At 67.5% G+C, this 26,257-nt stretch carries 22 protein-coding genes; 14 read left to right on the forward strand and 8 right to left on the reverse strand.

Annotated elements, in window-relative coordinates; genetic code table 11:
- Window positions 1-6: 6 nt before the first annotated feature.
- The 6 genes from DX912_RS18255 to DX912_RS00130 all read right to left on the reverse strand — a co-directional run bounded on the left by DX912_RS18255 (window position 7) and on the right by DX912_RS00130 (window position 3,673).
- Window positions 7-633, reverse strand: a complete 627-nt coding sequence (locus tag DX912_RS18255; protein ID WP_181902642.1) for a YidH family protein — start codon at window positions 631-633, stop codon at window positions 7-9.
- Window positions 634-645: 12 nt separating this feature from the next.
- A complete protein-coding gene (locus DX912_RS00110) occupies window positions 646-1,056 on the reverse strand; it encodes a hypothetical protein (RefSeq protein ID WP_233433422.1) in 411 nt (136 codons plus the stop codon).
- 321 nt (window positions 1,057-1,377) lie between these two features.
- Window positions 1,378-1,833: an azurin gene (gene azu, locus DX912_RS00115; protein WP_115840442.1), complete on the reverse strand. Its 456-nt coding sequence runs from the start codon at window positions 1,831-1,833 to the stop codon at window positions 1,378-1,380.
- Window positions 1,834-1,910: 77 nt separating this feature from the next.
- Window positions 1,911-2,672 (reverse strand): DNA alkylation repair protein, encoded by a 762-nt coding sequence (locus tag DX912_RS00120; protein ID WP_220340741.1) that lies wholly within the window; start codon window positions 2,670-2,672, stop codon window positions 1,911-1,913.
- A gap of 47 nt (window positions 2,673-2,719) precedes the next feature.
- Window positions 2,720-3,088 (reverse strand): VOC family protein, encoded by a 369-nt coding sequence (locus DX912_RS00125; RefSeq protein WP_115840444.1) that lies wholly within the window; start codon window positions 3,086-3,088, stop codon window positions 2,720-2,722.
- A gap of 99 nt (window positions 3,089-3,187) precedes the next feature.
- A complete protein-coding gene (locus tag DX912_RS00130; RefSeq protein ID WP_115840445.1) occupies window positions 3,188-3,673 on the reverse strand; it encodes a hypothetical protein in 486 nt (161 codons plus the stop codon).
- Between the two features lie 148 nt (window positions 3,674-3,821).
- Here DX912_RS00130 and DX912_RS00135 point away from each other — a divergent pair, with 148 nt between their 5' ends.
- On the forward strand, window positions 3,822-4,235 hold the full coding sequence (locus DX912_RS00135; RefSeq protein WP_115840986.1) for a BlaI/MecI/CopY family transcriptional regulator: 414 nt from the start codon (window positions 3,822-3,824) through the stop codon (window positions 4,233-4,235).
- A complete protein-coding gene (locus DX912_RS00140; RefSeq protein ID WP_115840446.1) occupies window positions 4,228-6,123 on the forward strand; it encodes a M56 family metallopeptidase in 1,896 nt (631 codons plus the stop codon). The genes DX912_RS00135 and DX912_RS00140 overlap by 8 nt, the downstream gene beginning before the upstream one ends.
- A 411-nt stretch (window positions 6,124-6,534) precedes the next feature.
- On the opposite strand, the gene DX912_RS00145 is transcribed toward DX912_RS00140, so the two are convergent.
- The gene (locus tag DX912_RS00145; RefSeq protein ID WP_115840447.1) at window positions 6,535-7,938 is read right to left on the reverse strand and encodes a metal-dependent hydrolase family protein; all 1,404 of its coding nucleotides are present in this window, start codon (window positions 7,936-7,938) and stop codon (window positions 6,535-6,537) included.
- 213 nt (window positions 7,939-8,151) lie between these two features.
- On the opposite strand from DX912_RS00145, the gene DX912_RS00150 reads away from it, so the two are divergent.
- Both DX912_RS00150 and DX912_RS00155 read left to right on the forward strand, forming a co-directional pair.
- Window positions 8,152-9,435: a hypothetical protein gene (locus DX912_RS00150; RefSeq protein ID WP_115840448.1), complete on the forward strand. Its 1,284-nt coding sequence runs from the start codon at window positions 8,152-8,154 to the stop codon at window positions 9,433-9,435.
- A 62-nt stretch (window positions 9,436-9,497) separates the two neighbouring features.
- Entirely contained in the window at window positions 9,498-11,696 is a 2,199-nt protein-coding gene (locus DX912_RS00155; RefSeq protein WP_115840449.1) for a sensor histidine kinase, read from the forward strand.
- Window positions 11,697-12,761: 1,065 nt separating this feature from the next.
- Here the strand turns inward: DX912_RS00155 and DX912_RS00160 are convergent.
- Window positions 12,762-13,367 carry a response regulator transcription factor gene (locus DX912_RS00160; RefSeq protein ID WP_115840450.1) on the reverse strand — a complete coding sequence of 202 codons (606 nt, stop codon included), beginning with the start codon at window positions 13,365-13,367 and terminating at the stop codon, window positions 12,762-12,764.
- Window positions 13,368-13,567: 200 nt separating this feature from the next.
- Between DX912_RS00160 and DX912_RS00165 the strand changes: the two genes are divergently transcribed.
- From DX912_RS00165 to DX912_RS00210, 10 genes are all read left to right on the forward strand, one after another.
- Complete coding sequence (locus tag DX912_RS00165; RefSeq protein ID WP_115840451.1) at window positions 13,568-13,954, forward strand: response regulator transcription factor; 387 nt, start codon at window positions 13,568-13,570, stop codon at window positions 13,952-13,954.
- Between the two features lie 26 nt (window positions 13,955-13,980).
- Window positions 13,981-14,577, forward strand: coding sequence for a DUF3302 domain-containing protein (locus DX912_RS00170; protein WP_115840452.1), 597 nt, complete (start codon window positions 13,981-13,983; stop codon window positions 14,575-14,577).
- A gap of 3 nt (window positions 14,578-14,580) precedes the next feature.
- On the forward strand, window positions 14,581-15,762 hold the full coding sequence (locus tag DX912_RS00175) for an HlyD family secretion protein (RefSeq protein ID WP_115840453.1): 1,182 nt from the start codon (window positions 14,581-14,583) through the stop codon (window positions 15,760-15,762).
- Window positions 15,763-15,769: 7 nt separating this feature from the next.
- The gene (locus DX912_RS00180; RefSeq protein ID WP_115840454.1) at window positions 15,770-17,218 is read left to right on the forward strand and encodes an efflux transporter outer membrane subunit; all 1,449 of its coding nucleotides are present in this window, start codon (window positions 15,770-15,772) and stop codon (window positions 17,216-17,218) included.
- Between the two features lie 10 nt (window positions 17,219-17,228).
- Window positions 17,229-18,320, forward strand: a complete 1,092-nt coding sequence (cax, locus tag DX912_RS00185; RefSeq protein WP_115840455.1) for a calcium/proton exchanger — start codon at window positions 17,229-17,231, stop codon at window positions 18,318-18,320.
- On the forward strand, window positions 18,317-19,006 hold the full coding sequence (locus DX912_RS00190) for a potassium channel family protein (RefSeq protein WP_115840456.1): 690 nt from the start codon (window positions 18,317-18,319) through the stop codon (window positions 19,004-19,006). Before cax ends, DX912_RS00190 begins: the two co-directional genes overlap by 4 nt.
- A gap of 29 nt (window positions 19,007-19,035) precedes the next feature.
- Window positions 19,036-19,863: a hypothetical protein gene (locus tag DX912_RS18260; RefSeq protein ID WP_181902643.1), complete on the forward strand. Its 828-nt coding sequence runs from the start codon at window positions 19,036-19,038 to the stop codon at window positions 19,861-19,863.
- Between the two features lie 38 nt (window positions 19,864-19,901).
- Entirely contained in the window at window positions 19,902-21,566 is a 1,665-nt protein-coding gene (locus DX912_RS00200; protein ID WP_181902644.1) for a mechanosensitive ion channel family protein, read from the forward strand.
- Window positions 21,567-21,736: 170 nt separating this feature from the next.
- Complete coding sequence (locus DX912_RS00205) at window positions 21,737-24,493, forward strand: aminotransferase class I/II-fold pyridoxal phosphate-dependent enzyme (protein WP_115840459.1); 2,757 nt, start codon at window positions 21,737-21,739, stop codon at window positions 24,491-24,493.
- Window positions 24,494-24,551: 58 nt separating this feature from the next.
- Window positions 24,552-26,252 (forward strand): aspartate:alanine exchanger family transporter, encoded by a 1,701-nt coding sequence (locus DX912_RS00210; protein ID WP_115840460.1) that lies wholly within the window; start codon window positions 24,552-24,554, stop codon window positions 26,250-26,252.
- The last annotated feature ends 5 nt before the right edge of the window (window positions 26,253-26,257 follow it).

The following is a 26,257-nucleotide window of genomic DNA, read 5'->3' on the forward strand; positions in this document are numbered from 1 at the left end:
GCGGGATCAGCCGCGCGCCACGTCGAACACCATCGTGACGATGGCGTACAACCCGATCAGCAGCAGCGCGCATGCGGTGAGCAGCGTGTAGGAAACCGGATAGCCGCTTTCGCCATGCACCAGCCCGTGCTGGACCATGGCGTTGCGTTGCGCACGCAAGGTGCGCATGAAGTTGATGTGGTAGACGATGCCGACGATGAGCAGCAACACGCCGAGCATCACCAGCGCCATGCCGAAATTGCTTGGCGCGGCCGTGCTGATGTTCAAGACGCCCGACTCGCGCCCCCTGCTGAATACCTGGAAGATCGTGAAACCGAAGCCGATGAGCGACAGCGCGGTGCGGATCACCGACATCAGCGTGCGCTCGGCGCTGAGGCGCGTGCGCTGGAACGACATGCCGGTGCGGCGCATCGACATCTCGGTGCGATTGGTCGACAGATCGGTGCGGTATTCGGACAGATCCGTCCGGTGTTCCGAAAGACCCGTGCGGTGCGTCGAGAGCTTCGTGCGATGCTGCGAGAGCTCGACCGATGCGACGTCCGCATCGAGCAGCCCCACGTCGGGAATCGCCGGCAGCTGCGTATCCTCGAATCGCTTCGGCCGCGCCGGGGTTTCATCGTGCTGCGAGCTCATCGGCGTCTCCGTTCAGGCCGTGCGATGCGCACGCGCATGCCACCAGCGCACCAGCCGGTTGATCGGCCCGCGCAGCAGCAGGTAAGGAAGGAAGCACAGCACGACGATCACGTTGATCGCTTCCAGCACGTGGAAGGTGCCGAGCACGCGATACTGGTAGATGATCTCCATCACCAGCCCGAGGATCAGGATGCGCGTGGTCGCCTTCACGCCCTCGTGGAGCGACGCACGGCGCGCCGCCGGGTCGTTGACGATCTTCCAGAAATACGGACGCCGGCCCGTCTTCGCATCGCGTGTACCGTCGCGCAGCGCCATCAGCAGCGCCATGCCCGGTTGCAGGAAGAAGCGGAACGACATCGGGCCATGCGTGCGGCCGATCAGGTCGTCGTAGAAACGCACCACGTCGTGCACGAACGCTTCCAAGCCCTGCCCCTCCTGCATGACTGCACGGGAACAACCGGCAAATCGGACAGCTCGACTCGCGATGGCGGCGGGGAAAAACACGCCACCGGCGCGGCGCACCGGAACGCTTTTCTCGCAGTCGCCTCCGTCAGACTCGCCGTGAAGTGCAGCGTCCCCGGCGGCAGGCCATCGGATCATCGTGTCGATGCGGTGAAAGGGTCGTGACGGCGGAATGAACGATGCTGCGTCCTTGTGTGAAGAACGCTCGCGAACGGTTTGCGGCGCCGGGTTTTCGACGCCGCAGGCGTATCACCTGTTGCTGACAGCGGTCGCGTCAGGCAATCACTTCACCACGATGAGCTTGCCGCGCATGAGCGTCGCGTGGCCCGGGAAGCTGCAATAGAAGGCGTAGTCGCCGCCGGCTTTCAGGCGCGAACCGGCAAACGTGGTCTTGGTGCTCTGGCCGCCGCCGATGAGCGCGGTGGCCGCGATCACGCGCGGATCGTTCTTCGGCACGTATCCCGCCGCTGCGCCGGCCTTCAGTCCGTCGCGCGCGATGGCGTCGTACAGCACGGTCTGCGAGACCACCACGTTGTGCCCCATCGCAGCCACCGGCATCTTCCCGGTATGGGTGAGTTCGATGGTGATAGCCGGGCACGACGCCGACACAGTCGCGGTCTTGATGTCGTACTGCATCGCATCGTTGGCCTTGATCTTCACCGTGCAGTTGTCGGCGGCGAAAGCGTGCGACGAAACACCGGCGAGCGCGAGGCCGGCCAGCAGCAGAGCGGTTTTCATGTCATCCCCTTGAGCATGCGCAGGATTGCGTCAGGGGAAAGTCTAGGAAGCAACCTGCCCTGCGCTCTTGATCCGGATCAAGCCGTGCTGCGCGGCCTGCTTGCGACCGTCCTGCGTGCCGGTCGCTTCTGCGGTGCCTTCACGGCCGTCTTCTTCGTCGCCTTCTTCGCCGGTGCCTTCTTCGACGCCTTCGGAGGCTGCTTCGCGAACTCGCGCAGCGCATCCTTTCCGATCCATCGCGCGCTCGCCTCGTCGGAGGCCGCAAGCCGCTTCGCCACGAGGGTCGCTTCCGCGCGCCAGTCGGCCCGCCGGCCGATCGCTCGCAGCGCCCAGTTCACGCCTTTCTTCACGAAGTTGCGATCATCGGAGGCCTCGCGTTTGATCAGTGCCCGGCCATCGGCATACAGCGATTCGTCGCCCAGTCTGCCGTGCAACGCAAGGCTTGCGAGCAGCGCGAAGGCCGCGCGCTTCTGGAATTCGTCGCGGCGCGACGACCACTGCACGACCTTGGCGAAGGCATGCGGCGTCCGGTCGAACAACACGAAGCACAGCGTGTCGCACACGGCCCAGTTGTCGAAATCCCGACACCAGCGATCCATCTGCGCCGCGGTGACCTGTTCGGGCTCCTCGACATATGCCGCGAGCATGCGCGCCTCGTAGACGCCCGTGCTCCACAATGCCGCCGCGAGGTCGTGATCGCGGCCAAGCTGCTTCGCGAGCGCCTGGATGTCCTTCATCGACACACCAAGCGCGTGGTCGGACGGAATCGCGAATCGCGCCATGCCCGCGCGTGCGGCTTCGGACGCATGATCGCGAAGCCAGTCCAGCGCGAATTGCATGCATGCCTTGGGTGTCTCCGTCGTGGACGTGCGTGCGGCCATTCGCGTCACTTCCGCTTCAACTGGTGCAGCAGCAACGCGTTGCCTTCGCTGTCCACGCACACGGCCATGCGGCACACCGGCGTCACGATGATGTCGCTGCGGAAGGTGACGCCTTTCTTCTTCAGGTCTGCGACGGTGGCTTCGAGGTCGTCGACTTCGAAGCCGACCGTGCCGCCGGCGGCTTCGCTGGGCTTGGACGGCGTGGCGTTGGTGAGCGCGAAGCAACCGCCGCCGGGCAGGTCGTATTCGATCCAGTACTGGCCGTCCTGGTGGCCATGCGAGCCGCGCTTGAGGCCCAGCGTGTTCTCGTAGAAATCGCAGGCGCGATCGACGTCGACCACGGGGTACATCGTGAAAGCGAGCTTCTCCAGCATGGCGGCGCTCCGTCCGGTGGATTGCGCTCGTTTATCGGTCGGGCGACCGATGCGTCAAGGGGTGTTTGCGGCCAGCCGACCGGCGGACGCCAGCGGCACTCAACCGCGCCGTAAGGCGCGTCGTGCGAACAGCACGCAGATCACGCCGAACAACATGTGCGCAAGCACGGCATAGGCGATCCAGTCCGGATGCGCGAACGACGGCGAGCGTCCGACGCGCGAGAGCGGCATCACCACGAAGTTCATCACCACGTACAGCACGACGCCGTAGAGCACGCCGAGCACGACGGGCCGCGCCAGCAGCGACGGGAAACGGCGGGCGACCAGCGTGTAGATCGCCACGAAGGCCGTGGCCATCAGGACGTGCAGCACCGCGCCGAGCATGGCCGTCTGCGTGCCGCCGTCGTAGCTGGCCTGTCCCAGCACGCCGACCGCGATGGTCTGGAAGACGCGCCTTAAACCTTCCGCGTCCCACGAGAACCAAAGCGTCGTGGCGAAGATGAAGTCGCCAAGGGCGACGAGCACTCCGCCGATCAAAACGAAAGCCCAGAGGATGCGCGGTGCGAACGGACGGACGGAGGACATCGCGATGCTCCCGGTGGCGCCTGGCGCGGCCGGCCCATCCTAGTGGCGCTGGAAGGCCGGCACCCGTGACTTTCGTCATAGACAAAACGGTCTAGACAAAACGTTCTAGATGGATCAGCATCCTCGCACGCACCTTTCGAAGACCGCCATGACCCGCAGGAATGCCCGACCGCCGAAGCCCACCGCCGCCGAGCTCGACCTGCTGCGGGCGATCTGGCGTCTGGGTCCTTCCACGGTGAAGGACGTCCACCAGGCGCGGCTCGCCGAGCGCCCAGACATCACCTACGCCACGGTGCTGCGCCTGATGCAGGTGATGCACGGCAAGGGCTTGCTCACGCGCGACGAGAGCCAGCGATCCCACGTCTACGCCGCCGCGCATGCCCAGGACGCGTTGCAGACGAACCTGCTCTCCGAGCTCATCCAGAAGGCGTTTTCCGGCTCGGGCAAGGCGCTGGTGATGGCGGCGTTGAACGAACACGTGAGCGACAAGGAACGCGAGGAAATCCGCCGTTTCCTCAAGGACAACGCCGACGACAACGGCACGGAGCACCGCGATGACTGACTTCCTCGCCCAGCTGGTGCCGGCGCTCGGCCGCGCCCTGCTCCACTTCCTCTGGCAAGGCGCACTGATCGGAGTGCTTGCGGCGATCGCCCTGCGGCTGATGCGTGATGCACGTCCGCAGGCGCGCTACGCGGTGGCGTGTTCGGCGTTGCTGCTGTGCGCATTGGTGCCGACGCTGTATGTCGTCGCGCAGATATGGACGCCCGCGTCGACCGGCGGCGTCATTCCCGCGGGCGACGACGTACGCATCACCGCCCTGGCCATCGTCACCGGCGACGTCGCACCGGATTGGGCATCGCGACTGGACGCCGCGCTGCCGACGATCGTGCTGCTCTGGGCCGCCGGCGCCGGAGCGCTGTCGCTGCGCATGGTCGCCGGACTGCTGTGGATCCAGCGCCTTCGCGCAACGCCGCAAGCGGCCGCACACGCGCAATGGCAAACGCGACTGGACGCGCTCGCGCAGCGTTTCGGGCTGCGTCGCGATGTCGCGCTTCGCGTCGTCCAGTCGCTGTCTTCGCCGGTATCCGCCGGCTGGTGGCGCCCGATCGTGCTGCTGCCGGCGGGATTGCTCACGCGCATGCCGGCCGATCTGGTCGAAGCCCTGCTCGCGCACGAGCTGGCGCACATCCGCCGCCACGATTACCTCGTCAACCTGCTGCAGAACCTCGCCGAGGCGCTGCTGTTCTACCACCCGGTCACGTGGTGGCTGTCGCGTCGCATCCGCGACGAACGCGAACACATCGCCGACCGCCTCGCCGCCGACGTGACCGGTCAACCGCGCCGGCTCGCGCTGGCGTTGTCCGAACTGGCGGAGTGGTCTTGCAGCCACACCGTCGACCTGTCCACGCCCAATCTCGCGCAAGCCGCCCATGGAGGCCATCTGATGTCCCGCATCGAACAACTCGTCCGTCCCGGCGCGCGCCCCGTGCGCGGCGGCGTCGCCTTGCCGCTGGTCGGCGTCGCGATCGCCTGCCTGGCGTTCTACGCGCATGCGCAGATCGGCCAGGACGCGAAACCCGCAGCCGCCACGTCCGCGCAGGCGAAAGCCGATGCAGCCAGCCACGGGCAACCGTCCGCGCAACCGAAGGCGAAGCCCGCCGCCACGCCGGCGAAGAGCGCCTCGACGACGCTGCGACTCAAGCACGACGACGAGAACGCCTACGCGCTCATCAGCAAGGATCGCGACGGGTTCCGCATGTCCGGTTCGACCGACGACATCCCCGAGATCGAACGCGCCCGCCGCAGCCTGACCAACCAGGACTTCATCTGGTTCCGCCGCGATGGAAAGGCCTACGTGGTGTCCGACGCCGACACGATGGCGAAGGTGCGCGATGCATGGCGCGACAGTGATCGCATCGGCGAGCAGATGGAAGCGCTTGGCGACCAGATGGAAGTCCACGGCAACAAGATGGAGGCGCTGGGCGCGCAGATGGAACAGCTTTCGGCCAAGGCCGACGACGACCGCGCGATCAACGCATCCTCCCGTCGCATGGAGCGCCTGGCCGACCAGCAGAGCGCGTTGGCCGAACGGCAGTCGGAGATCGCCTCGCAGATGGCGCGAGCGGACGGTGCCGGCCGCGATCGCCTGGAAGCGACGATGGACGACCTGGGCCGCCAGATGGATGAACTCGGGCGCCAGATGGACGAGCAGAGCCGCGTGATCGAGCAGCAGACCGCCGCCTTGGCTGCAAACCAGGGGCCGATGGAAGCGCTGGGCCGCCAGATGGATGAAGCCAGCAAGCCGATGGATGCCCTCGGCCGCCAGATGGACGCGCTCGGCAAGCAGCAGGAAAAGATCATCGAGGAAGCCGAACGCAAGACGCGCGTGCTGCTCGACAGCGCGATGGCGCGCGGCCTCGCGCAGCCGATGCCGCTGGTGGCGCGGTGAGGTGTTGTTGGTTGGTTGGTTAGTTAGTTGGCTGGTTGGTTGATTGGCTGGTGTGCTGATCTCCAGAGCCGTACGACGCTGATGCCGTGACAGCCTGGGTCCCGGCTTTCGCCAGGATGACGGCTTTCAAGCCCCTCTCCCACCGGGAGAGGGGTTGGGGTGTAAGGCGGGACATGCGCCTTGCGCTGGCGCTTGCGATGCGTGGCTGCTGTTATCAGTGACCCGATCCGCGCACGAAGCAAGATCAAGATGGATTCCAGCTTCCGCTGGAATGACAGTGAGGTGGTTCGCCGGTGAGGGATGCCAGAGGGCTGCGGGCCTGGATCCCGGCTTTCGCCGGGATGACGGCTTCAAAGCCCCTCTCCCACGCGGAGAGGGTGGGATGAGGGGCGGCGGCGTAGCAACGCGCCATCACTTGATCGTGTTCTTGTAGATCCGCCCGTTCTTGACGATCACGCGGAAGTTCTCCTGCGGGCGCGTGATGATGCGGATGTCCGACAGCGGATCGCCTTCCACCAGCAGCAGGTCGGCGAAGGCGCCCGCCTCGACGACGCCCAGCCGACCCGGATACGGATTGCGCTTGCCCGACAGCCCAAGCAGCTGCGCGTTCGTGCTGGTCGCCATGATCAGCGCCTCGGCGGGCGTGTACCACTTCGTCAGGCTGGCGAGCAGTTCGCCCTGGCGGCGCGCGAGCGCGGCGGAGAACAGCACGTCGGTGCCGAACGCCGTCTTAAGGTGGTACTTCTTCGCGAGTTGATACGCGCGGTCGGTGCCGGTCAGCACTTCGCGCCCCTTCGCGTATTCCTCCGAATCGGGCGGGAACGCGCGCAACAGTTCCTCCGGCAGCGGCTGGATGCTGAGCCATACGCCGCGATTGGCGAGCAACTGCGCGGTTTCCTCGTCCATCAGGTTGCCGTGCTCGATGCATTGCACGCCCGCCTCTACCGCCTGCTTGATCGCCGCCGGCGTGTACGCGTGCGCGGTGACGTAGGTGCCCCAGTTGTTCGCGCCCTGCACCGCCGCGCGCACTTCTTCCGGCGTGAAGGTGACCACGTCCAGCGGGCTGTGCGGCGAAGACACGCCGCCGCCGGCGGTGAACTTGATCTGCGACGCGCCGCGCATCAGCTGTTCGCGCACGCGCGTGCGGACTTCGTCCGGCGTATCGGCGATGGCGGTGTCGCCCATGGTCTCCATGCGCGAATCGGCGGAGCCGAGCGTGCGCGGCAATTCTTCGGGACTGCGGAAATCGCCATGCCCGCCGGTCACGCTGATGATCGCGCCAGAGGGATAGATGCGTGGGCCGGCCTGCCAGCCTTCGTCGATGGCGCGCTTGAGCCCGAACGATGCGCCGCCCACGTCGCGCACCGTGGTGAAGCCGCGCTGCAGCGTGTCCGATGCCTCGGCGCCCGCCATCAGGTTCAGATAGCCCGTGCTGGCCTGCAGCGCGACGGCGATGCTCGGCCGCACCGCCAGCGTGTGCCAGTGCATGTCGATGAGGCCGGGCATCAGCGTGCGGCCGCCGCCGTCGATGATCGTCATCCCCGGCTCGGCGAAGTTCACGTCGGACTTGCCGATGGTGGCGATGCGGTTGCCGCGCACCAGCACGTCGGTGGCCGCCTGCAGGGTCGGATCCACGCCGTTGAAGATGCGCACGTTGCGGAACAGCACGCTGGTCTGCGCGGGCGGCGCGCTTGCGCCGGCGTCGGCGGGCGCAGGCGGCGCGGCGTCCTTCGCGGTGAGCTGCGGCGTCTTGTCGCCGCTGCACGCCGCCACGCAGAACACGGCGGCCACTACGATCGTCCTGAGCGGGGCCATGCGCGCGATCCCGACGTTGAATTGTTGGGCCTGCTGTACTGGGGCGGGAGTGAAAGAGGTGTGACGGCAGTGTTTCCGCGTGCAGCTGCTCGAAGCATTGCGAGTGCGGGCGCAATCGCACGCCCCGCCCCTCACCCCAACCCCTCTTCCGCTGGGAGAGGGGCCAAGAGCATTCACGCACCAACCGCGCAGCGGGCGATAGCGTGCCCGCCGATGCGAACATCCCCCGACGCACAAGCTCCGCTCGCACCACGCGTCCGTCCGCGAACCTCCTGGCGCCTGATCGCTACCCTCGCCCTGCTCGTCGGCACGCGCGTCGTCGCCGCGGACGCGCCCGACTGCAAGACGCGCCTGCTCGAATCCCTGGGCTGGCGCTTCATCCCGACGCCCACGCAGCAGGTGTCCATTGAAGCCGGGACGCCGTGTGATCGCGCCGACCTCGCGCAGGCGCAGTCCGCGGGCGATCTCGTCGTGCGCTTGCCTCGCAACCTCGACAGCGACGCTCGTTCGCGCCTCGTCGACGAACTGCTCCACCACCCCGCCACGCATTGCGCGTACGGATTCAAGCTCGGCGATGCGACGCGGCGCGCCGTCGACAAGCTCGCGGGCAATCCCGGTTACAAGTTCTCCGGCCTGCAGATGGGATGGATCGGGTTCGGCCCCACCGGCGCACGGCGCGACGGCTGGGAACCCGTCGCCTCGTTCGGCCGCGGCTACCGTCCACTGGCGTCGAACTCGCGCGCGATCGACGCCTTCTACCAGGGCCACGTGCGCGCCGAATGCGGCGTCGGGCGGCAGGTCGCGCAATACGCGACGCAGGCCGAACTCTACGGCCGCGACGGCTTCGACGCTGAATTCGACGCCGACGAGATCGTGATCGGAACCTTCAATCGCCTGCACGACACACGCAGCATCCTGCTGGGCACCTCCGCGGGCGAGTTCACGCGGGATGGGCTCGCCGCCGAGGCCTCCCGCGCGGGACGACAGGCCTTCATGGGCCTGCCCGGCTTCATCTTCCATGTGTTCGACCGCAGCAAGCTCGACGACTTGAACAACCAGGCCGAGAACTTCGTCGTCTACGACGTGGACGCCGATGCCGCCGCGGCCTTGCGCGAACACGGCGGCTTCGAGCACTACAACGAGCGCAACCAAGCCATCTGGGCGCTGGCGAAATCCATGCCCGTGTACCGGCCGAAGCGGTACTTCGAGCGGCTCCTGTTCGAACGCGACGCCGAACTTCGCGCCAGCCTGCCGCCGGCCGCGCAGGCGACGCTCGCGCAGCTGGACGCGGAGCTGGCCGATCCGTTCTATCGGGGCTTCCGTGTCTACGTGCACCGCCAGGGCGTGAAGCCCGTCGGCTTCCACATCGCCCGCCTGCTCGACCGCAATCCGCGCACGCCATTCCGCATCGAGCTGGCGCTGCACAACCTGCATACCACCCTGTTCGACCGGTACATGGCGCACGCCCTGCGCGGGTGCACGGCCGCCGCTCCCTGACCTGCACGATCCCGCCATCGCGTTTATGCTCTGGACATACCCGGGGACGAGGGTGGGCCCGCATGACGTGGGTGCAGATCGCATGGCCGATGCTCGCTGCCGCCAGCCTGACGCTGGGGCTGATCCACGTGTTGATCTGGATCCGGCAGCGTTCGATGCCGCAGCACCTGGCATTCGCGGTCGCCGCGGCTTCGCTGTCGGTGCTGGCGGTGCTGGAGATGGTCGCGCTGCACGCGCGTACCCCGGCGGAACTGGGCACGCTGATCCGCTGGATGCACGTTCCCGTCGCGCTGCTGGTCGCCTCGCTGGTGGCCTTCGCCCGCCTCTCCTTCGGCCCGAAGTACTTCGCGCTCGGCGCGGTCGCGCTGGCACTGCGGCTGGTCGCGCTGGTGGCGAACTTCACCAGCGGCGCGAACCTGAATTTCGCGGCGATCCACGAAGTCGGCCGCGTGCGCTGGCCAGGCGATGTCTGGGTCGCGTACCCGATCGGCGCGCCGAACCCGTGGGTGATCGTGGCGCAACTGAGCAACCTACTGCTCGCCGCGTACATGGTGGTGCTGCTGTTCTCGACCGCGCGCGCGGCCGATCCGCAGGTGCGCCGGCATGCCGCGATCATCTGCGGCGGCTGGTTGCTGTTCATCGGCCTGATGGTGGTCTCGGCACTGGTGATGACGCTCAACATCGGCAAGGCGCCCTTCGTCGGCACCCCGAGCTTCGTCTTCGTCATCGCGGCGATGAGCTACCAGCTGGGTTCGAACCTGATCGAATCCAACCGCCTGGCCGCGAAACTGCGCGAAAGCGAACTCGCGCGCCTGCAGGGCGAGCGCGACCTGCAGCATGCGGCCGAAGGCGCGCGCGTCGGCCTGTGGTCGTGGAGCATTCCGGACGATCGCGTCGTCGGCTCGTCCAAGTCGCGCGAGTGGTTCGGCGGGCACGAAGGCGAGTGCGACCTGGCGTCGGTGATGCGCCGCATCCATCCGAACGATCGCCCGCAACTGCGCAGTGCGATCGAAGACGCCTGGGAATCGGGAACCTTCACCACGACCTTCCGCCTGGCGCACGCGGAGCCGGAGCGCTGGCTGACGGTGAGCGGCGAGATGGAGTTCGACCAGGAAGGCCGCGCGCTCGCGATGCGCGGCGTGGCGCGCGACGACACCGACAGCCGGCTGTCCGGCGAACGCTTCCGCGCCCTGCTCGAAGCCGCGCCGAGCGCGCTGCTGCTGGTCGACGAGGCCGGCCGCATCTGCCTGCTCAACGCCGAGACCGAACGCATGTTCGGCTATGCGCGCGAAGAACTGCTGGGCCGCGACCTCGAACGCCTGCTGCCCGAATCGATGCGCGCCACCCACGTGCGCCATCGGCAGATGTACAGCCTCGGCCCGACCAAGCGCGTGATGGGCAACGGCCACGAACTGCATGGCCTGCGCCAGGACGGCACGGAATTCCCGATCGAGGTCGGCCTCAATCCCGTGCGTTTCGGCGACCAGACGCTGACGCTTGCGGCGGTGAGCGACATTTCCGAACGTCGCCGCAAGGACGCCGAACTCTCGCTGCGTCGCGACGAAGTGGCGCACCTGTCGCGCGTGACGATGCTGGGCGAGCTTTCCGGTTCGCTCGCGCACGAACTCAACCAGCCGCTGGCGGCGATCCTCAGCAACGCACAGGCCGCGCAGCGCATGCTGGTGCGCAATCCGGAGGATCTGTCGGAAATCGGCGAGATCCTGTCGGACATCGTCGAGAACGATCGCCGCGCCGGCGATGTCATCCGCCGCCTGCGCACCCTGCTGCGCAAAGGGTCGCAGGACCTCGCGCGGATCGACCTCAACGACACCGTGCGCGAATGCCTGCGCCTGCTGCGCAGCGACCTGCGAAATCGGGACGTCGTGGTCGTGACGGACCTCGCGCCCGGCCTGCCGCCGATCGAAGGCGACCCCGTGCAGCTCCAGCAGGTGCTGGTGAACCTGATCTTCAATGCGTGCGACGCGATGCGCGAGCAGGACGGCCGTCACCTGACATTGCGTTCGGTGGGGCGCCGCGACCACGTGCACCTGACCGTCGCAGACGACGGACCGGGCATCGACACGGGCATGCACGAGCGCATCTTCGAGCCATTCCAGACCAGCAAGCCCAACGGCCTGGGCCTGGGTCTGGCGATCTGCCGCACGATCGTGGAATCGCATCGCGGCCGGCTGTGGGCGGAGAACGCAAGCGGCGGCGGCGCGCAGCTGCACATCGAGCTGCCGGTGGCGCGGGTGGAGTGAGGTCGGGTGCGATGGAGCTGCGCGCGATGGCATTGCCCTCGCCGTCGCCCTCACCGTCGGCACCGTACCCGTCACCGTCATCCCGGCGAAAGCCGGGACCCAGTCTGATCACGATGGGGTACGCCCTCAACGGCGAACCCTCCCCCGTCATCCCGGCGAAGGCTAGGACCCAGGCCGATCACGATGGGGTACGCCCTCAACGGCGAACCAACTCACCGTATTCCAGCGAAAGCTGCAATGCGGGCATCGCAAGTGCCAACGTGATCGCACGCCCCGACCCTCACCCCAACCCCTCTCCCGGCGGGAGAGGGGCTCAACGGCGAAGGCTGATCAGCGCACCGCTCCGACTATTACCCCAGCGCCTCTCCTTGGGAGAGTGGCTCAACAGCGGAAGCTGATCAGCGCGCCACCGCGCGGCTCGCCCTCACCCCAACCCCCTCTCCCGCAAGCGGGAGAGGGCTAGAACGCACGCACCGTCATTGCCCCGAGAGTGGAATTCGTTCTCTTGCTGTTGCTGTTGCTGTTGCTGTCGAACAGCCGATCAGTTCACTAGCCCCGAAGGGCGCCGCACAGGATGTGCGGCGGTGAGCGCTGAGCCATGGAGTGAGGGCGATGCGTGCTTGCGAGCCACTGGCTCGCGCATCGCCCGAACGCCCGCGCCGCAAGCGCGGGCCAAACGAATCGCGAACGCGCCCTTGTGCTGCCCGGTCGTGGGATTGATTTGTCGGGGAACTGCCCTTTCTTTTGGTTACTTTTCTTCGGGCAAGCAAAGAAAAGTGACCCGAGCGCCGCAGGCGATCGGAAGCCTGGCTAGTGATTCCTTTGCTCTTCGACGCCACGAGTCAAGCGTGGAGAGTCCATGGATCCCGCCTTCGCGGGAATGACGAGCAAGGGCAACAGCGACAGCTACAGCGACATCAAGATGGATTCCAGCTTCCGCCGGAATGACGGTGAGGTGGATCGCCGCGACGTGAGTGCCCACACGCTGCGGGCCTGGCTCCCGGCCTTCGCCGGGATGACGGCTTCAGTACGCATGACGCCACCTGCGACGGCGGGTCGTAAACCTCACGCCACGTGCGCCCGCTCCGCCAGCCGCACCAGTTCCGCTACCGATCGCACGCCGAGCTTGTGCATCACGTGCGAGCGATGGACCTTGATCGTCTTCTCGACGATGCCCAGGTCCGCCGCGATCTGCTTGTTGAGCCGTCCCGCGAGCACGTGCACCAGCACCTCGCGCTCGCGTGGCGTGAGCACCGCGAAGCGCATCTCGACGCGGCATTGTTCCTCCGCCTGCGCGCGTGCCCGACGGTCGTGTTCCAGTCCGCGCGACACCGCATCGATCAGCGCGTCGGCCTCCACCGGCTTGGTGAGGAAATCGATCGCGCCGCCCTTCATCGCGCACACGGAACTGTGCACGTCGCCGCAACCGGTGAGGAAGATGACCGGGCACGCGATGCCGCGGCTTTCCAGCAGCGCCTGCGTCTGCAGGCCGTCCATCTCGGGCATCGACAGGTCCAGCACGATGCAGCCGGGAACGTCCGGATCGTAGCGATCCAGGAATTCGCGCGTGGAGCGGCTCGCAGCGACCTCGAAACCTTCGCTGCGAAGGATGCGTCCGAGTGCGACAAGCACGTCGGAGTCATCGTCGACGGTGTGAACGACTGCGGACATCGGACCACTCCTTGTGGGCTACTCGATGCAGACGCCGTACACCCGATTATTCGGACATCCAACCGGCCCCGTCCAGTGCCGCGTGCGACCGCTGATCGCCCGCCTCGCCTCTTCGCAAGAAGCATACCGCCCCGCGAACGCTGCCCGACTAGGGCCAAGGGCCAATTGAACGCCTTTCCGACGTGGCCTCTAGTGGCCGCATGCCCCGGCGCCCCCTCACGATTGCCGTCGTGGACGATGAAGAAGACGTCCGCCACGCGCTGCATCGCCTGCTTCGGTCCGCGGGGTTCGAGGTGCTCGTCTACGCCACGGGCTCGGAATTCCTGCGCCACGCACGCGAAAGCGCGCCGCACTGCGTGGTGCTCGACCTCCACATGGCGGGGATGACCGGCTTCGATGTGCAGAGCCAGTTGCGGGAGTGGGCGCTGCCGTTGCCCGTGGTCGTGCTGACCGGCAACGACACGGCCGAGGGCCGCCGTCGCGCACTCGACGGCGGCGCGAAGGCGTTCCTGAGCAAGCCGGTGGACGACGAAACCCTGATCGGCGCGATCCTGGATGCGGTCGGGCCGCACGGGAACGCGGCATGAGCGCGAGGACCGAACGGCGGACGACCATGAGCACTTCCATCCCCCCTTCCCGCGAAAGGCGCGCCCTCGCCCGCTTCGGCCTGGCGCTGGCGCTGCTGCAACCGTGCCTGGCGCACGCCTCGCTGCTGAGCGGCGACGCACTGGACACGATGGCCAACGTCGTGGCGTGGATCGCGCTGATCATCGTGCCGGTCGTGCTGATCGCCGTGTTCTGGATCGTGCACATCCTTCCCGAGCGCATCGCCGAGAACCGCAGGCATCCGCAGCTGGATGCCATCAAGACGCTTTGCCTGTTGTCGCTCGTCTTCGGCGGCCTGCTCTGGCCGCTGGCGTGGCTGTGGGCCTACACCAAGCCCGTGCTGCACAAGATGGCCTACGGCACCGACACCGCCGACCATCACGGCCATGCGGGCGACGCGCTCTCGCCGCTGCACGACGCGCGCGCCGCGCCTGAGGAGGAACCCGTCGCGGTGGCGGCCGCCGACACGCAGCCGCGCGCCGCGGAAACGCAGGCCGAGGTCGATGAACTGCGCCGTCGCATCCGTTCGCTGGAAATGGCGCTGGCGATGGGCGAACGCGGCGGCGCACGACCCGCACGCACGCCCGGCGGCGACGAGGAGTAAGCCATGGAAATCATCCTGCTGCTCATCTATTCCTTCTTCGTCTGGCTGATCTTCTTCAAGTTCAAATGGCTGCCGTGGAATTTCGTCAGCCAGATCATCGTCGTCTCGCTGCCGATCTTCGCGCTGACGGCGATGATCCTGGTGCTCAACGTCGTGGCACCCTCTTCTTCCGACGTGCGCGTGATCAACTACGTCGTGCAGGTGGTGCCGCGCGTGAGCGGACGCGTGATCGCCGTGCCGGTGGAACCGAACCGGCCCGTGCGCAAGGGCGACGTGCTGTTCCGCATCGACCCGGTGCCGTTCCAGCAGGAACTGCTCGCCCTTGAGGCCAAACTGCCTGAGCTGTCGGCCAAGCTCGACAGCGCGCAGGCGTACCAGCGCGAACTCAACGAAGAGCTGCGATCGGCGCGCTCCACGCGCGATGCACTGAACTCCCGGCTGGACCTCGCGATCCGTCGCGAACGCCAGACCGCCGAACTCGCCGGCACAGGCGCGGGATCGAAGTTCGACCATGAGCAGGCACAGACGGAAGCGGCGAGCCTGCGGTCGGAACTGACGTCCACCTCGGCGCAGATGGCGCAGGTGCAGCAGAAGATGTCGGCCAAGACGCGCGACGGGCAGCTGTCGGAAGTCGCGCAGGCGCATGCGGCGGTCGAACAGCTCAAGGCGCAGATCATCCAGGCGCGCTGGCAGCTGGAGCAGACAACCGTCTACGCGCCCGCGGACGGCGTCGTGATCAACCTGCAGCTGCGCGAAGGCTCTTACGCGGCGTCGATCCCGCTGACGCCGGTGATGAGTTTCGTGGAGAAGGAACAGATCGTGCTGGCGATGTTCGCGCAGAACGAGCTGGCCAACGTCGCACCCGGCAATGAAGCCGAAATCGCGCTGAAGACGCACCCGAACCGCATCATCAAGTGCGCGGTCGACTCGGTGGTGTGGGCCTCGTCGACCGGTCAGCTGCCGATCAGCGGCATGGTGCCGACCAGCGGCACGACGCCGCTGCCGCTCGGTCGCATCGCCGTGCGCCTGCGTCCCGCCGGTCGCGACGTGGACACCTTCATCGCCATGGGCGCGCAGGGCCAGGGCGCCATCTACACCGAGCGCGGCAAGCTGCTGCACATCATCCGCAAGGTGATCCTGCGGGTGGGCACCAAGCTCGACTGGCTCGTGTTGAAACTGCACTGAGGCCACGATGCGCGACGTCGCCGCGAGCCGATCCGCGATGAAGGCGCTCACCGGCGCCTTCCTGCTCGTCCTCGCGACGGGCTGCGCCGTGCTGCCCGAGCCCACGGGCGATGAAGTGCGCGGACAGGCGTTGGGCTACACGACCATCCCGCCCAACTGGTCGGCGCAGGCAAGCGCCGCGCAGGTCGACGAAGGCTGGCTGGCGAGCTTCAACGATCCGGTGCTCACGCGCCTGGTGCACGAAGCGCTCGAACACAATCCGGACCTGCTGATGGCCGCCGCGCGTGTCGAGCAGGCCAACGCGCAGGTCGATCTGGCCGAGTCCAAGCTGAAGCCCGCGATCGGCCTGCTCGGGCGCGCCGGTTCCAAGCCGATCGCCGACCTCATCCCGCTGCTCAGCGGCGTGATGCTGCGGCTGAGCTGGGAGATCGACCTGTGGGGTCGCATGCGCTACGCGCGCAATGCCGCACGGGCGGCGCGCGATGCGTCCAGCGCCGATTACCGCTTCGCGCAGCAATCGCTTGCCGCCAGCGTCGCCCGCGCGTGGTTCGTCGCCAACGAAACGCGCCTGCAGATGGCGCTCGCGGCGCAGATGACCGAGGCCGGCACGCGACTGGTCGACCTGTCCGGCGACCGCCTTCGCGTCGGCGCCGGCACGCAGACCGACGTGATGGTCGCGCAGGCGAACCTGGCAACCTACGCCGACGCGCAGCAGCAGATAGAACTCGCGCACCGGCAGGCGCTGCGTGCGCTGGAACTGCTGCTGGGGCGCTATCCGGCCGCGACGCTCGACGTCGCCGGCGCGCTCACGCCCTTCCCCGCGCCGGTGCCGGCAGGCATTCCGATCGACGTGCTCAACCGCCGTCCCGACATGATCGCCGCCGAACGCCGCGTCGCCGCCGCGTTCGACCTGGTGGGCGAAGCAAAGGCCGCGATGCTGCCGACGCTGTCGATCTCCGGCGGCTATGCGCGCATCAGCAACGCGGCCGTCGAAACGCGCGAGGACCTGGAGCAGACGACCAACACCATCAACGCCACGGCAGTGGTGCCGATCTACACCGGCGGCGCGCTCACCGGGCAGGTGCGCCTGCGCACGGCCGAGCAGAAGGAAGCCGTCGCCGATTACGCGCGCCGCGCGCTCAACGCGCTGGACGAAGTCGAGGACGCGCTCACCGCCGAGCGCGTGCTCGCCGATCGCGAACGCATCCTGCGCGAAGCCGTCGACGCCAACCGCGACATCGTGCGCATGGAGGAATCGGCCTACCGCATCGGCCGCGCCGACCTGCGCACCGTGAGCCAGCGCCAGCTCGCCGCATGGGCTGCCGAAACCGCGCTGCTGAGCGTGCAGCGCGAACGCCTCTCCCGCCGCGTCGACCTCCACCTCGCCCTCGGCGGCAATTTCGGCACGCCGTCGGAGGTGGCGCCGGACGCCGGCGCCGCACCCGCGGCCCACTGAGGACGCCCCGATGCGATGGCTCCTCCTGCTCATGCCGCTGGCGATCGCACTGGAGCACTTCGCGCCGCAACGGGCGCTGCTGATCTTCATCGTCGCTGGGCTCGGCATCGTGCCGCTGGCCTCGCTCATGGCGCAGGCGACCGGCTCGCTCGCCGTGCGCCTGGGCCCCGGCGTCGGCGGCCTGCTCAACGCGACCTTCGGCAACGCCGCCGAACTCATCATCGCGCTGGCCGCGTTGCGCGAAGGCCTGCACGGCATGGTGAAGGCCTCCATCGCCGGCACCATCATCGGCAACATCCTGTTCGTGCTCGGCGTCGCCATGGTGCTGGGCGGCGTGCGGCACGGCGAACAGCGCTACGACGGCCGCGCCGCACGCGTGCAGGCGACGATGCTGACGCTGGCGGTGATCGCGCTGATCATGCCCGCCGCGTACGGCGCGATCGTGCCGGACGCGCAGCCGCAGCTGGATCCGATCAGCGCGTGGATCGCCGTCGCGCTGCTGCTGGTGTACGTGGCGAACGTCGCCTACACGCTGATGGCCAGCCGCGCGATCCGCGCGCGCAAGCCGGGCGTAACCGACGAAACCGCCGCCGACCTGCACCACGCGCACCAGGCACCGCAATGGAGCCCGCGCAAGGCGGTGATCGTCCTCGCCGCAGTGAGCCTGGGCATCATCTGGCTCAGCGAGATCCTCGTCGGCGCGGTGGAACCGGCGAGCGAGGAACTCGGCCTGTCGGACGCCTTCACCGGCGTGTTCGTGCTCGCGGTGATCGGTGGCGCGGCCGAACAGGCGACCGCGATTGTTGCCGCCCGCCAGAACCGCATGGATCTGGCGATGTCGATCGCGCTCGGCGCCAGCGTGCAGCTCGCGCTGCTCGTCGCGCCGTTGCTCGTGCTGCTCAGCTACGTCATCGGGCCGCACCCGATGGGGCTCGTCTTCGGGCCGGGGCTGGTGCTCACGATCCTGTTCTCGGTGCTCATCACCGGCCAGATCGCCAGCGACGGCCGCACCGACTGGCTGCGCGGCGTGCAGCTGCTCGCGGTGTACCTGATCCTGGCGGCGGTGTTCTTCTACGTGCCCGACGTATCGGGGGCGAAATGAACGCCGCCGCTTCCCGCGCAGTGCACGATCCGCGCCGCTTCGTCGACCGGCACCGCTACGCGCTGCTGTTCTTCTCGCTGCTGCTCACCGTCGCCATCGGTCCGCTGCTGGAAACGATGCACTTCGGCCGCAACGCGATGGAAGCGTTCCTCGCGGTGAACCTCATCGCCGCGGTGTTCCCCATCGTGCTGAAGGCCGAACGCCGCACGCTGTTCTCGCTGATCGGTCTCGCGCTGGTGCTGCGCTGGTTCGCTGCCCGTGGCCCGCAGGCGCCGGCGCTGTCGATCCTCGGCGCCGTGATCTGGGGCGTCATCGCACTGGTCGCCGCGTACAACGCCGTGCGCTTCTCGCTGTCGAGCGTGCGCATCGACGCCGAGCGCGTGTACGCCGCGCTCAGCGCCTACCTGCTGATCGGCGTGTGCTGGGGCGTGGTGTACGCGGCGATGACGCGCGTGCTGCCCGGCTCGCTCCTGTCCGGCGGCGTCGTCCCGCCGGCCGGCATCGGCATGGGCGATGCCATCTATTTCAGCTTCGTCACGCTCGCCACGCTCGGTTACGGCGACCTCGTGCCTGCGACGCCCGCGATGCGCGGGCTGGCGGTGTTCGAAGCCGTGATCGGCCAGTTGTACCTCGCGCTCCTGGTGGCCCGACTGGTCGGGCTGCAGACCGCCGCGCACTCACGATGACCGCCGCATTCGAAGCGAAGGAGATTTCCATGAACACCCGCATCGCCATGCCTTTGACCGCGTCGGTCGCCGCGATCCTCGCGCTCGCGTCCATGGAGTGCCGCGCGATCGAACCGCTGGACACCTTCAGCGCCCGCATCGGCGGCTACGTCACCGACTTCGACACGCAGGTGCGTGCCGACGGCGAGACGCAGTCGGGCACCGAAGTGGACCTGCAGCGCGACTTCGGCCTGGACAAGAAGAACACGGTTGCGGTCGTTGGCGTGACCTGGCGGCCCTGGGACAACCACGAGTTCGGCCTGTCCTACTACCAGGACGATGCCGACGCGACGCGACGCATCTCGCGCGACATCGAGTTCGACGGGACGCTGTACGAAGCCGACAGCACCGTGCGCGCCTCCGTCGACCTGGATGCGTACGACCTCTATTACGTCTGGTGGGCCGCCAACAACGAGCGCTGGGCGCTGGGTCCGCGCTTCGGCCTGGTCTGGTACCGCATGCGCCTCGGGCTGGACGTCGAGATCGATTCGGCCGGCAACCGCATCGACGGCGCGATCAGCGAGACCGTCGACGCCGACCTGCCCGCGCCGAGTATCGGTGGCAGCTGGCGCTGGGCGCCGGCCGAACAGTGGCGGTTCTCGGCGGACGTCGGGTATTTCTCGGCGAACGTCAACGACATCGACGCCGACATCACCTTCGGGCGTATCGGCGTGGAATGGTTCCCGTGGGAACGCACCGGCATCTCGCTGGACTACACGCGGCGCCGGATCACCGCCGACGCCGAGAAGTCGGACTTCATCGGCAACCTGGAGTTCGTCGACAGCGGCCTGCGGCTCGGCGTGACGTACCGGTTCTGACGACCATGCACGCGAGCGGCCCTTCGACGATACGGACGATGCGGCACGCGGCCGCGTCGTGGCTGTCCGCGTCACTGTTCGCGCTGCTGTCCATCGTCGCGCTGTGCACGCCCGCCATAGGTCGTACCCAAACCACCGCACCGGCCGCAGCCCCCGCACACGTCGCGAACGCGCCCGCCACGCTGCGCTACTTCAATCGCGACATCGTGGTGTTGCGCGTGCCGTTCTTCGGCAACTCGCCGGAACGTCGCGCACGCGTGGCCGAAGCGAACATCGCCCGCATCATCGACGAACCCGGCGGCGCGACCGTCACCTACCAGAACGTGCCGCAGGGCGTGGCGATCCTGATGGCCGGCCAGCTCGTCACCGTGCTGGTCCCCGGCGATCGCGACACGCTGCGCGGCCAGACGATGGACCAGCTGCGTGCGCAGACCGTGTCGCGCCTGTCGGTGGCCGTGGATGCCGCCGAACAGGCGCGCATGCCGCAGCGCGTGCTGCAGGGCCTGATGTGGGTGGCGATCGCCACGGCGGTGGCCGTCGGCGCGCTGTGGCTGCTGCGCAAGCTCGTGCTGCGCGTGCGGCATCGTGTGGATGCCTGGGTCGTGCGGCGACTGGCGCAGCTGAAGAGCGAATCGGCGCGGCAGATGCTGTCGGGCCTGATCGCCAGCGCACGCGGCCTCGCGCGCCTTGCAATGTGGCTGATCGTGCTGCTGACTTTCGAGGAGTGGCTGCGCTTCGCGCTCGGCCGCTTCCCGTACACGCAGCCGTATGCGGCCGCGATGACGGAGTGGATCGGCGCGCGCACCGCCGGATTCGGCAGCGCGATCCTTTCCGCCCTGCCCGGCCTGTTCAGCGCGCTGCTGATCTTCCTGCTCGCGCGGCTCGTGACGCAGGCGGTGCGCATCACCTTCCACGGGGTGGAATCCGGGCGTTTCCAGATCCTCGGCGTCGACCAGCAACTGGCCGAACCCACGCGCAAGATCATCACCGTGCTGATCTGGCTGTTCGCCCTGGCGATGGCCTACCCGTATCTGCCCGGCGCGGAAACCGAGGCCTTCAAGGGATTAAGCGTGTTCGTCGGCCTGATGGTGTCGCTGGGCGCGTCGAGCATCGTCGGCCAGGCGGCCGGCGGATTCACGCTGCTGTATTCGCGCACGATGGCGCCCGGCGACGTGGTGCGCATCGGCGAAACCGAAGGCACCGTGCAGCAGATCGGCCTGTTCACCACGCGCCTGCGCACGCCGCTCGGCGTGGAAGTGAGTTTCCCGAACAACGTCGTGCTCGGCGGGATGCTGCACAACTACTCGCGCCATCCCGACGGCCCCGGCATGTGGATCGAGTCGAAGGTCACCATCGGCTACGACGCGCCTTGGCGACAGGTTCATCGCCTCCTGCTCGATGCCGCGCGGCGCACGCCGGGCGTGATGGAGACGCCCGCGCCCTTCGTCGCGCAGGCCGCGCTGTCGGACTTCTACGTCGAATACGTGCTGCGGGCACGCATCGCCGACGTGCAGCAGCGACTGATCGCGCGCAGCACCTTGCACGCCAACATCCAGGACGCCTTCAACGAAGCCGGCGTGCAGATCATGTCGCCCAACTACGAAGCCGACCCGGAAGCGCCAAAGATCGTGCCGAAGACGCACTGGGAAGGGCTCGCGGAGTCTTCCGTTCCGACCAGCGGTCGCGAGGATGCGCGGGCCTGAATGCGCGGCGTAGCAGCCGGGCCCGACCGACATTCCGAAGCAACAGGAACTAGGGCCAAGGGCCAATTTTCACGCCTTGTTTGCGCGCCTAACGTTCGGGCGTTGGGCCACCGGCCCGCGGCGTCGCTTGTGCGGCGATTCCCCTCGACACCACGCCCCCGGGGTGTTCCATGAACCAGGATGTCAAGTCCGAAAACCGCCCGCAGTTGTCCAACGTCCTCGTCGCCGCCTCCCTGCGCGCGGACCAGTGGCGGCACCTCAACGCCAGCGCACGCGCGTGGGCATCCGCCAGCCCGTCGAACGCGTCGAAGCAGCGCGAGCACTGCCAGGAGCGCCTGGACGACGTGCTGCGCCTGGAGCACTGCTGGGCGTATCCCGGGGAACGCCTGCTCACCGCCCTGCGCAACGCGCTGGGCGAAGGCGATGCCGCGACGTTCGCGCGGCTTGCCCAGAAAGTGTCTGCCGCGATCCTCTCCGGCGACTACCGCCGCGACGAACACGCGTGGGAGCTCGACGACGACGTCGACCGCACGGTGCTCGACGCATTGCCGCCGGACATCCTCGGCGTGCAGGACAAGCCCTACTTCGAAGTGATGGTCGTGACGCCGGCCGATCCCGGCCAATGGCTGCGCTCGAAGGACGAGATGCGCCGCATGCGTCGCCCCGAGGATCCGTTCCACTACACCGCCGTGCATGTGGCCAGCTTCGAGGACGCCGCACTGGCGATGATGGTCAACCACGACCTGCAGGCGGTGGTGCTGGTCGACGGCTTCGGCTTCAACTCGAAGCATGACATTCCCGACCTCAAGGATTTCGTCTCGCGGCACGTCGAACTCGATGAGGACGATTCGCGCGCCGGAACGCTGTCGCTGCGCCTTGCGCGCGCGATCAAGGGCTCGCGCCCGGAACTGGACCTCTACCTGCTCACCGACCGCTCGCCGGAGGAACTCGCCGGCAGCGACGAAGCCGCGCCGCTGCGCCGCGTGTTCCATCACGTCGAAGAACCGATGGAAATCCACCTGTCGATCATCGACGGCGTGAAGGATCGCTACGAGACGCCGTACTTCGACAACCTCAAGAAGTACGCGATGCGGCCCATCGGCACGTTCCATGCGCTGCCGATCGCGCGCGGCAAGTCGATCTTCGGATCGAACTGGATCCGCGACATGGGCCACTTCTACGGCACCAACATCCTGTTCGCCGAATCTTCGGCAACCACCGGCGGCCTCGACAGCCTCCTGGAGCCGACCGGCAACATCAAGAAGGCGCAGGAAGCCGTCGCGCGCGCGTTCGGCGCCAAGCGCGCGTACCTGGGCACTAATGGCACGTCCACGTCGAACAAGATCGTCGTGCAGGCGGTGTGCAAGCCGGGCGACATCGTCATCGTGGATCGGAACTGCCACAAGTCGCACCACTACGGCTTCGTGCTCAGCGGCGCGCAGCCGTACTACGTCGAAGCTTTCCCGCTCACGCAGTATTCGATGTACGGCGCGGTGCCGCTGCGCACGATCAAGCAGGCGCTGCTCGACTGCGCCGCCGGCGGCAAGCTCGATCGCGTCAAGGTCATCGACATGACCAACTGCACCTTCGACGGCCACATGTACAACCCGCGCCGCGTGATGCAGGAATGCCTGGCGATCAAGCCCGACCTGATCTTCCTGTGGGACGAGGCGTGGTTCGGCTTCGCGCGCTTCAATCCGATGCACCGCCGCCGAACCGCGATGGGCGCGGCCGCCGCGCTCACCGCGCGCTACCGCAGCAAGGCCTATCGCGCCGAATACGATGCGTGGAAGGAGAAGCACGGCGACATCGACCCGAGCAATCCGGCGATGCTCGACGAACACTGGCTGCCCGATCCCGACAAGGTCCGCATCCGCGTCTACCAGACCAACTCGACGCACAAGTCGATGTCGGCGTTCCGTCAGGGATCGATGATGCTGGTGTGGGACGAGGACTTCCACCACGTCGAGGGCCCGTTCGAGGAAGCGTTCTTCGCGCATACCTCGACCTCGCCGAACCTGCAGCTCATCGCCTCGCTCGACCTCGCGCGCCGGCAGATGGAGCTGGAAGGCTACGGGCTGACGCTGCGCATGACCGACCTCGCGTTGAAGATCCGTCGCGCGGTCAACACGCATCCGCTGATCTCGAAGTATTTCCGCGTGGCAACCCCGGAAGACATGATTCCCGCCGAATTCCGCGAGTCCGGCCTGCGCGACTACGGTCCGCCGGATTCGAGCTGGTCGGCGGCGATCGATGCACTGGACGAGGACGAGTTCGCGCTCGATCCCACGCGCCTGACGCTGATCTGCGGCGCCGCGGGCTTCGACGGCACGCAGTTCAAGGGCCTGCTCGCCGAACGCTTCGATATCCAGATCAACAAGACCTCGCGCAACAGCGTGCTGGTGCAGACCAACATCAACAACACGCATTCCGATGCGGCGCTGCTGATCAAGGCGCTGGCCGACCTGTCGCGCGAAATCGAATCGCGGCTGTCGCAGGAAGGGACGGTCGGTGCGCAGGTGTTCGCCGATCGCGTGAAGTCGCTGATGACCGACGTGCCGGACCTGCCGAACTTCAGCCGTTTCCACGACGCCTTCCGCGAGCATCCCGACGGCGCGAGCAACGAGGGCCACATGCGGCCCGCGTTCTTCATGGCGTACGAGGAAGACAACTGCGAGTTCGTGAAGTTGAACAGCGACGAGGTCGACAAGCGCCTGCGCGACGGCCCGGAGATGGTCTCGGCGAACTTCGTCATCCCCTACCCGCCGGGCTTCCCGATCATGGTGCCGGGCCAGGTCATCACCGCCGACACCATCGCCTTCATGCGCAAGCTCGACGTGAAGGAAATCCACGGCTACCACGCCGCGCAGGGCATCAAGCTGCTCAAGCCCTCGGCGCTGGGCAATCGTCGCGCGTCATCCATGTAGCGAACGGAACGCACCTCCGGCAGCACCACTCGGAACCACCCATCGGGAGCACGCCGTCATGCAAGGTTTCTTCCAGTTCCTTTCCGAAAACCCGTACATCCTGCTGTTCTTCACCGTGGGCATGGCGGTCCTGGTCGGCAAGTTCGCGGTGAAGGGCTACGGGCTGGGCATGGTCGCGGCCGCGGTGGTCGTCGGCGCGGCGCTCGCGACCTGGGCCTCGACCTACGGCGTGAAGCTGCAACTCGACAACTTCGCCAAGTCGCTCTTCTACTACCTGTTCATGTATGGCGTCGGCCTGCGCGTCGGGCCCGCGTTCTTCAACAGCCTGAAGAAGGACGGCATTACCTTCACCATCCTCGCCGTGATCTGCTCGTTCCTCGGCCTCGGGCTGGTGGTGCTGATGACGAAGTGGTTCGCGCTGCCCCCGGGCTCCGCGGGCGGCATCCTGGCTGGTTCGCAGACGATGTCCGCCGCCATCGGCACCGCCGAGATGGCGATGGAGCAAGGCGCGTACAAGGTGCCCGCGGGCACGACGGCCGAACAGGTGTCGGGCATGATCGCGCTCGGCTACGGCGTGACCTACATCTGGGGCACGGTCGGCATCATCCTGATCTGCAAGTACCTGCCGCGCTGGTGGGGCGTGGACGCGCGCAAGGCCGCGCAGGACTATGAGCGCGAGCATGGCGTGCGCAACGTCGACGACGCGGCGCTGACCGGCTATCGCGGCGGCGGCCTGCGCGCGTACCGGCTGGAGAACGTGGCCACCGCCGGCCAGACCATCGCGCAGTTCCGCGCGAAGTTCCCGCAGTACCGCATCGTCAACGTGCGGCGCGGGGAGGACTCGCTCGGCGCCGGGCCCGATGTCGTGCTGCTGCACGGCGATGTGGTCGCGCTGGGCGGAAAGCTGGGCGATCTGACGGAGAACCTCGGCCTGCTCGGCGCCGAAGTGGACGACCCCAAGGCGCTGAACGTGCCATTGGACCAGGCCGAAATCCTGGTGACGGAAAAGGACTTCGTCGGCAAGCCGCTGAAGGCGCTCGCGACGGAGGACTTCGCCGGCCAGGTGCAGGTCACGCGCCTCGAGCGTTCCGGCGAGCCGATTCCCGTCGGCGCGGAAACCGAACTCAAGCGCCTGGACGTGCTGTTCGTGACGGGCCTGAAGAGCGCGGTTGACAAGGCCGCCGGGATGCTGGGCAAGATCGCGCGCCCGAGCACTTCGACCGACCTGCTGACGCTGTCGGCGGGCATGGTGATCGGCCTGCTGATCGGCAAGATCAACGTGCCGGTGGGCGATTTCTCCGTCGGCCTGGGCAACGCGGGCGGCCTGCTGCTGTCGGGCATCTTCGTCTCCTCGATCGTCTCGCGCCTGCGCTACTTCGGCAGCACGCCGAACGCGGCGCGCAACATCCTGGAAGACCTCGGCCTGGTCACCTTCATCGCCATCGTCGGCATCAACGCCGGCGCGACGCTGCTGGAACAGCTGACCGGTTCGATCGCGCTGAAGATCTTCCTCGCCGGCTTCGTGGCGAGCACGATCCCGCCGTTCATCACCTGGGCGGTGGGCTACCACTTCTTCAAGATCAACCCGGCGGTGCTGATGGGCGGTGTCGCGGGATCGCGCTCGCACTCAGGCCCGGCGCGCGAAGCGGCGAAGGAGATCAACAGCACCGTGCCGTGGGTCGGCTTCCCGGTGGGCTACGCGATTTCCGGCGTGCTGTACACGGTGTTCGGTTACTTCGCGATGGTGTTGTCGCAGTAACGCGC

Source organism: Lysobacter soli (assembly GCF_003382285.1).
Lineage (GTDB): Bacteria > Pseudomonadota > Gammaproteobacteria > Xanthomonadales > Xanthomonadaceae > Lysobacter_J > Lysobacter_J soli.

What these genes read in the sequence shown, in the direction of transcription:
- DX912_RS18255 (WP_181902642.1), bottom strand. Translation starts at nt 633, where the DNA reads ATGAGCTCGCAGCACGATGAAACCCCGGCGCGGCCGAAGCGATTCGAG.
- azu (WP_115840442.1), bottom strand. Translation starts at nt 1,833, where the DNA reads ATGAAAACCGCTCTGCTGCTGGCCGGCCTCGCGCTCGCCGGTGTTTCG.
- DX912_RS00120 (WP_220340741.1), bottom strand. Translation starts at nt 2,672, where the DNA reads ATGCAATTCGCGCTGGACTGGCTTCGCGATCATGCGTCCGAAGCCGCA.
- DX912_RS00125 (WP_115840444.1), bottom strand. Translation starts at nt 3,088, where the DNA reads ATGCTGGAGAAGCTCGCTTTCACGATGTACCCCGTGGTCGACGTCGAT.
- DX912_RS00130 (WP_115840445.1), bottom strand. Translation starts at nt 3,673, where the DNA reads ATGTCCTCCGTCCGTCCGTTCGCACCGCGCATCCTCTGGGCTTTCGTT.
- DX912_RS00135 (WP_115840986.1), top strand. Translation starts at nt 3,822, where the DNA reads ATGACCCGCAGGAATGCCCGACCGCCGAAGCCCACCGCCGCCGAGCTC.
- DX912_RS00140 (WP_115840446.1), top strand. Translation starts at nt 4,228, where the DNA reads ATGACTGACTTCCTCGCCCAGCTGGTGCCGGCGCTCGGCCGCGCCCTG.
- DX912_RS00145 (WP_115840447.1), bottom strand. Translation starts at nt 7,938, where the DNA reads ATGGCCCCGCTCAGGACGATCGTAGTGGCCGCCGTGTTCTGCGTGGCG.
- DX912_RS00150 (WP_115840448.1), top strand. Translation starts at nt 8,152, where the DNA reads ATGCGAACATCCCCCGACGCACAAGCTCCGCTCGCACCACGCGTCCGT.
- DX912_RS00155 (WP_115840449.1), top strand. Translation starts at nt 9,498, where the DNA reads ATGACGTGGGTGCAGATCGCATGGCCGATGCTCGCTGCCGCCAGCCTG.
- DX912_RS00160 (WP_115840450.1), bottom strand. Translation starts at nt 13,367, where the DNA reads ATGTCCGCAGTCGTTCACACCGTCGACGATGACTCCGACGTGCTTGTC.
- DX912_RS00165 (WP_115840451.1), top strand. Translation starts at nt 13,568, where the DNA reads ATGCCCCGGCGCCCCCTCACGATTGCCGTCGTGGACGATGAAGAAGAC.
- DX912_RS00170 (WP_115840452.1), top strand. Translation starts at nt 13,981, where the DNA reads ATGAGCACTTCCATCCCCCCTTCCCGCGAAAGGCGCGCCCTCGCCCGC.
- DX912_RS00175 (WP_115840453.1), top strand. Translation starts at nt 14,581, where the DNA reads ATGGAAATCATCCTGCTGCTCATCTATTCCTTCTTCGTCTGGCTGATC.
- DX912_RS00180 (WP_115840454.1), top strand. Translation starts at nt 15,770, where the DNA reads ATGCGCGACGTCGCCGCGAGCCGATCCGCGATGAAGGCGCTCACCGGC.
- cax (WP_115840455.1), top strand. Translation starts at nt 17,229, where the DNA reads ATGCGATGGCTCCTCCTGCTCATGCCGCTGGCGATCGCACTGGAGCAC.
- DX912_RS00190 (WP_115840456.1), top strand. Translation starts at nt 18,317, where the DNA reads ATGAACGCCGCCGCTTCCCGCGCAGTGCACGATCCGCGCCGCTTCGTC.
- DX912_RS18260 (WP_181902643.1), top strand. Translation starts at nt 19,036, where the DNA reads ATGAACACCCGCATCGCCATGCCTTTGACCGCGTCGGTCGCCGCGATC.
- DX912_RS00200 (WP_181902644.1), top strand. Translation starts at nt 19,902, where the DNA reads ATGCGGCACGCGGCCGCGTCGTGGCTGTCCGCGTCACTGTTCGCGCTG.
- DX912_RS00205 (WP_115840459.1), top strand. Translation starts at nt 21,737, where the DNA reads ATGAACCAGGATGTCAAGTCCGAAAACCGCCCGCAGTTGTCCAACGTC.
- DX912_RS00210 (WP_115840460.1), top strand. Translation starts at nt 24,552, where the DNA reads ATGCAAGGTTTCTTCCAGTTCCTTTCCGAAAACCCGTACATCCTGCTG.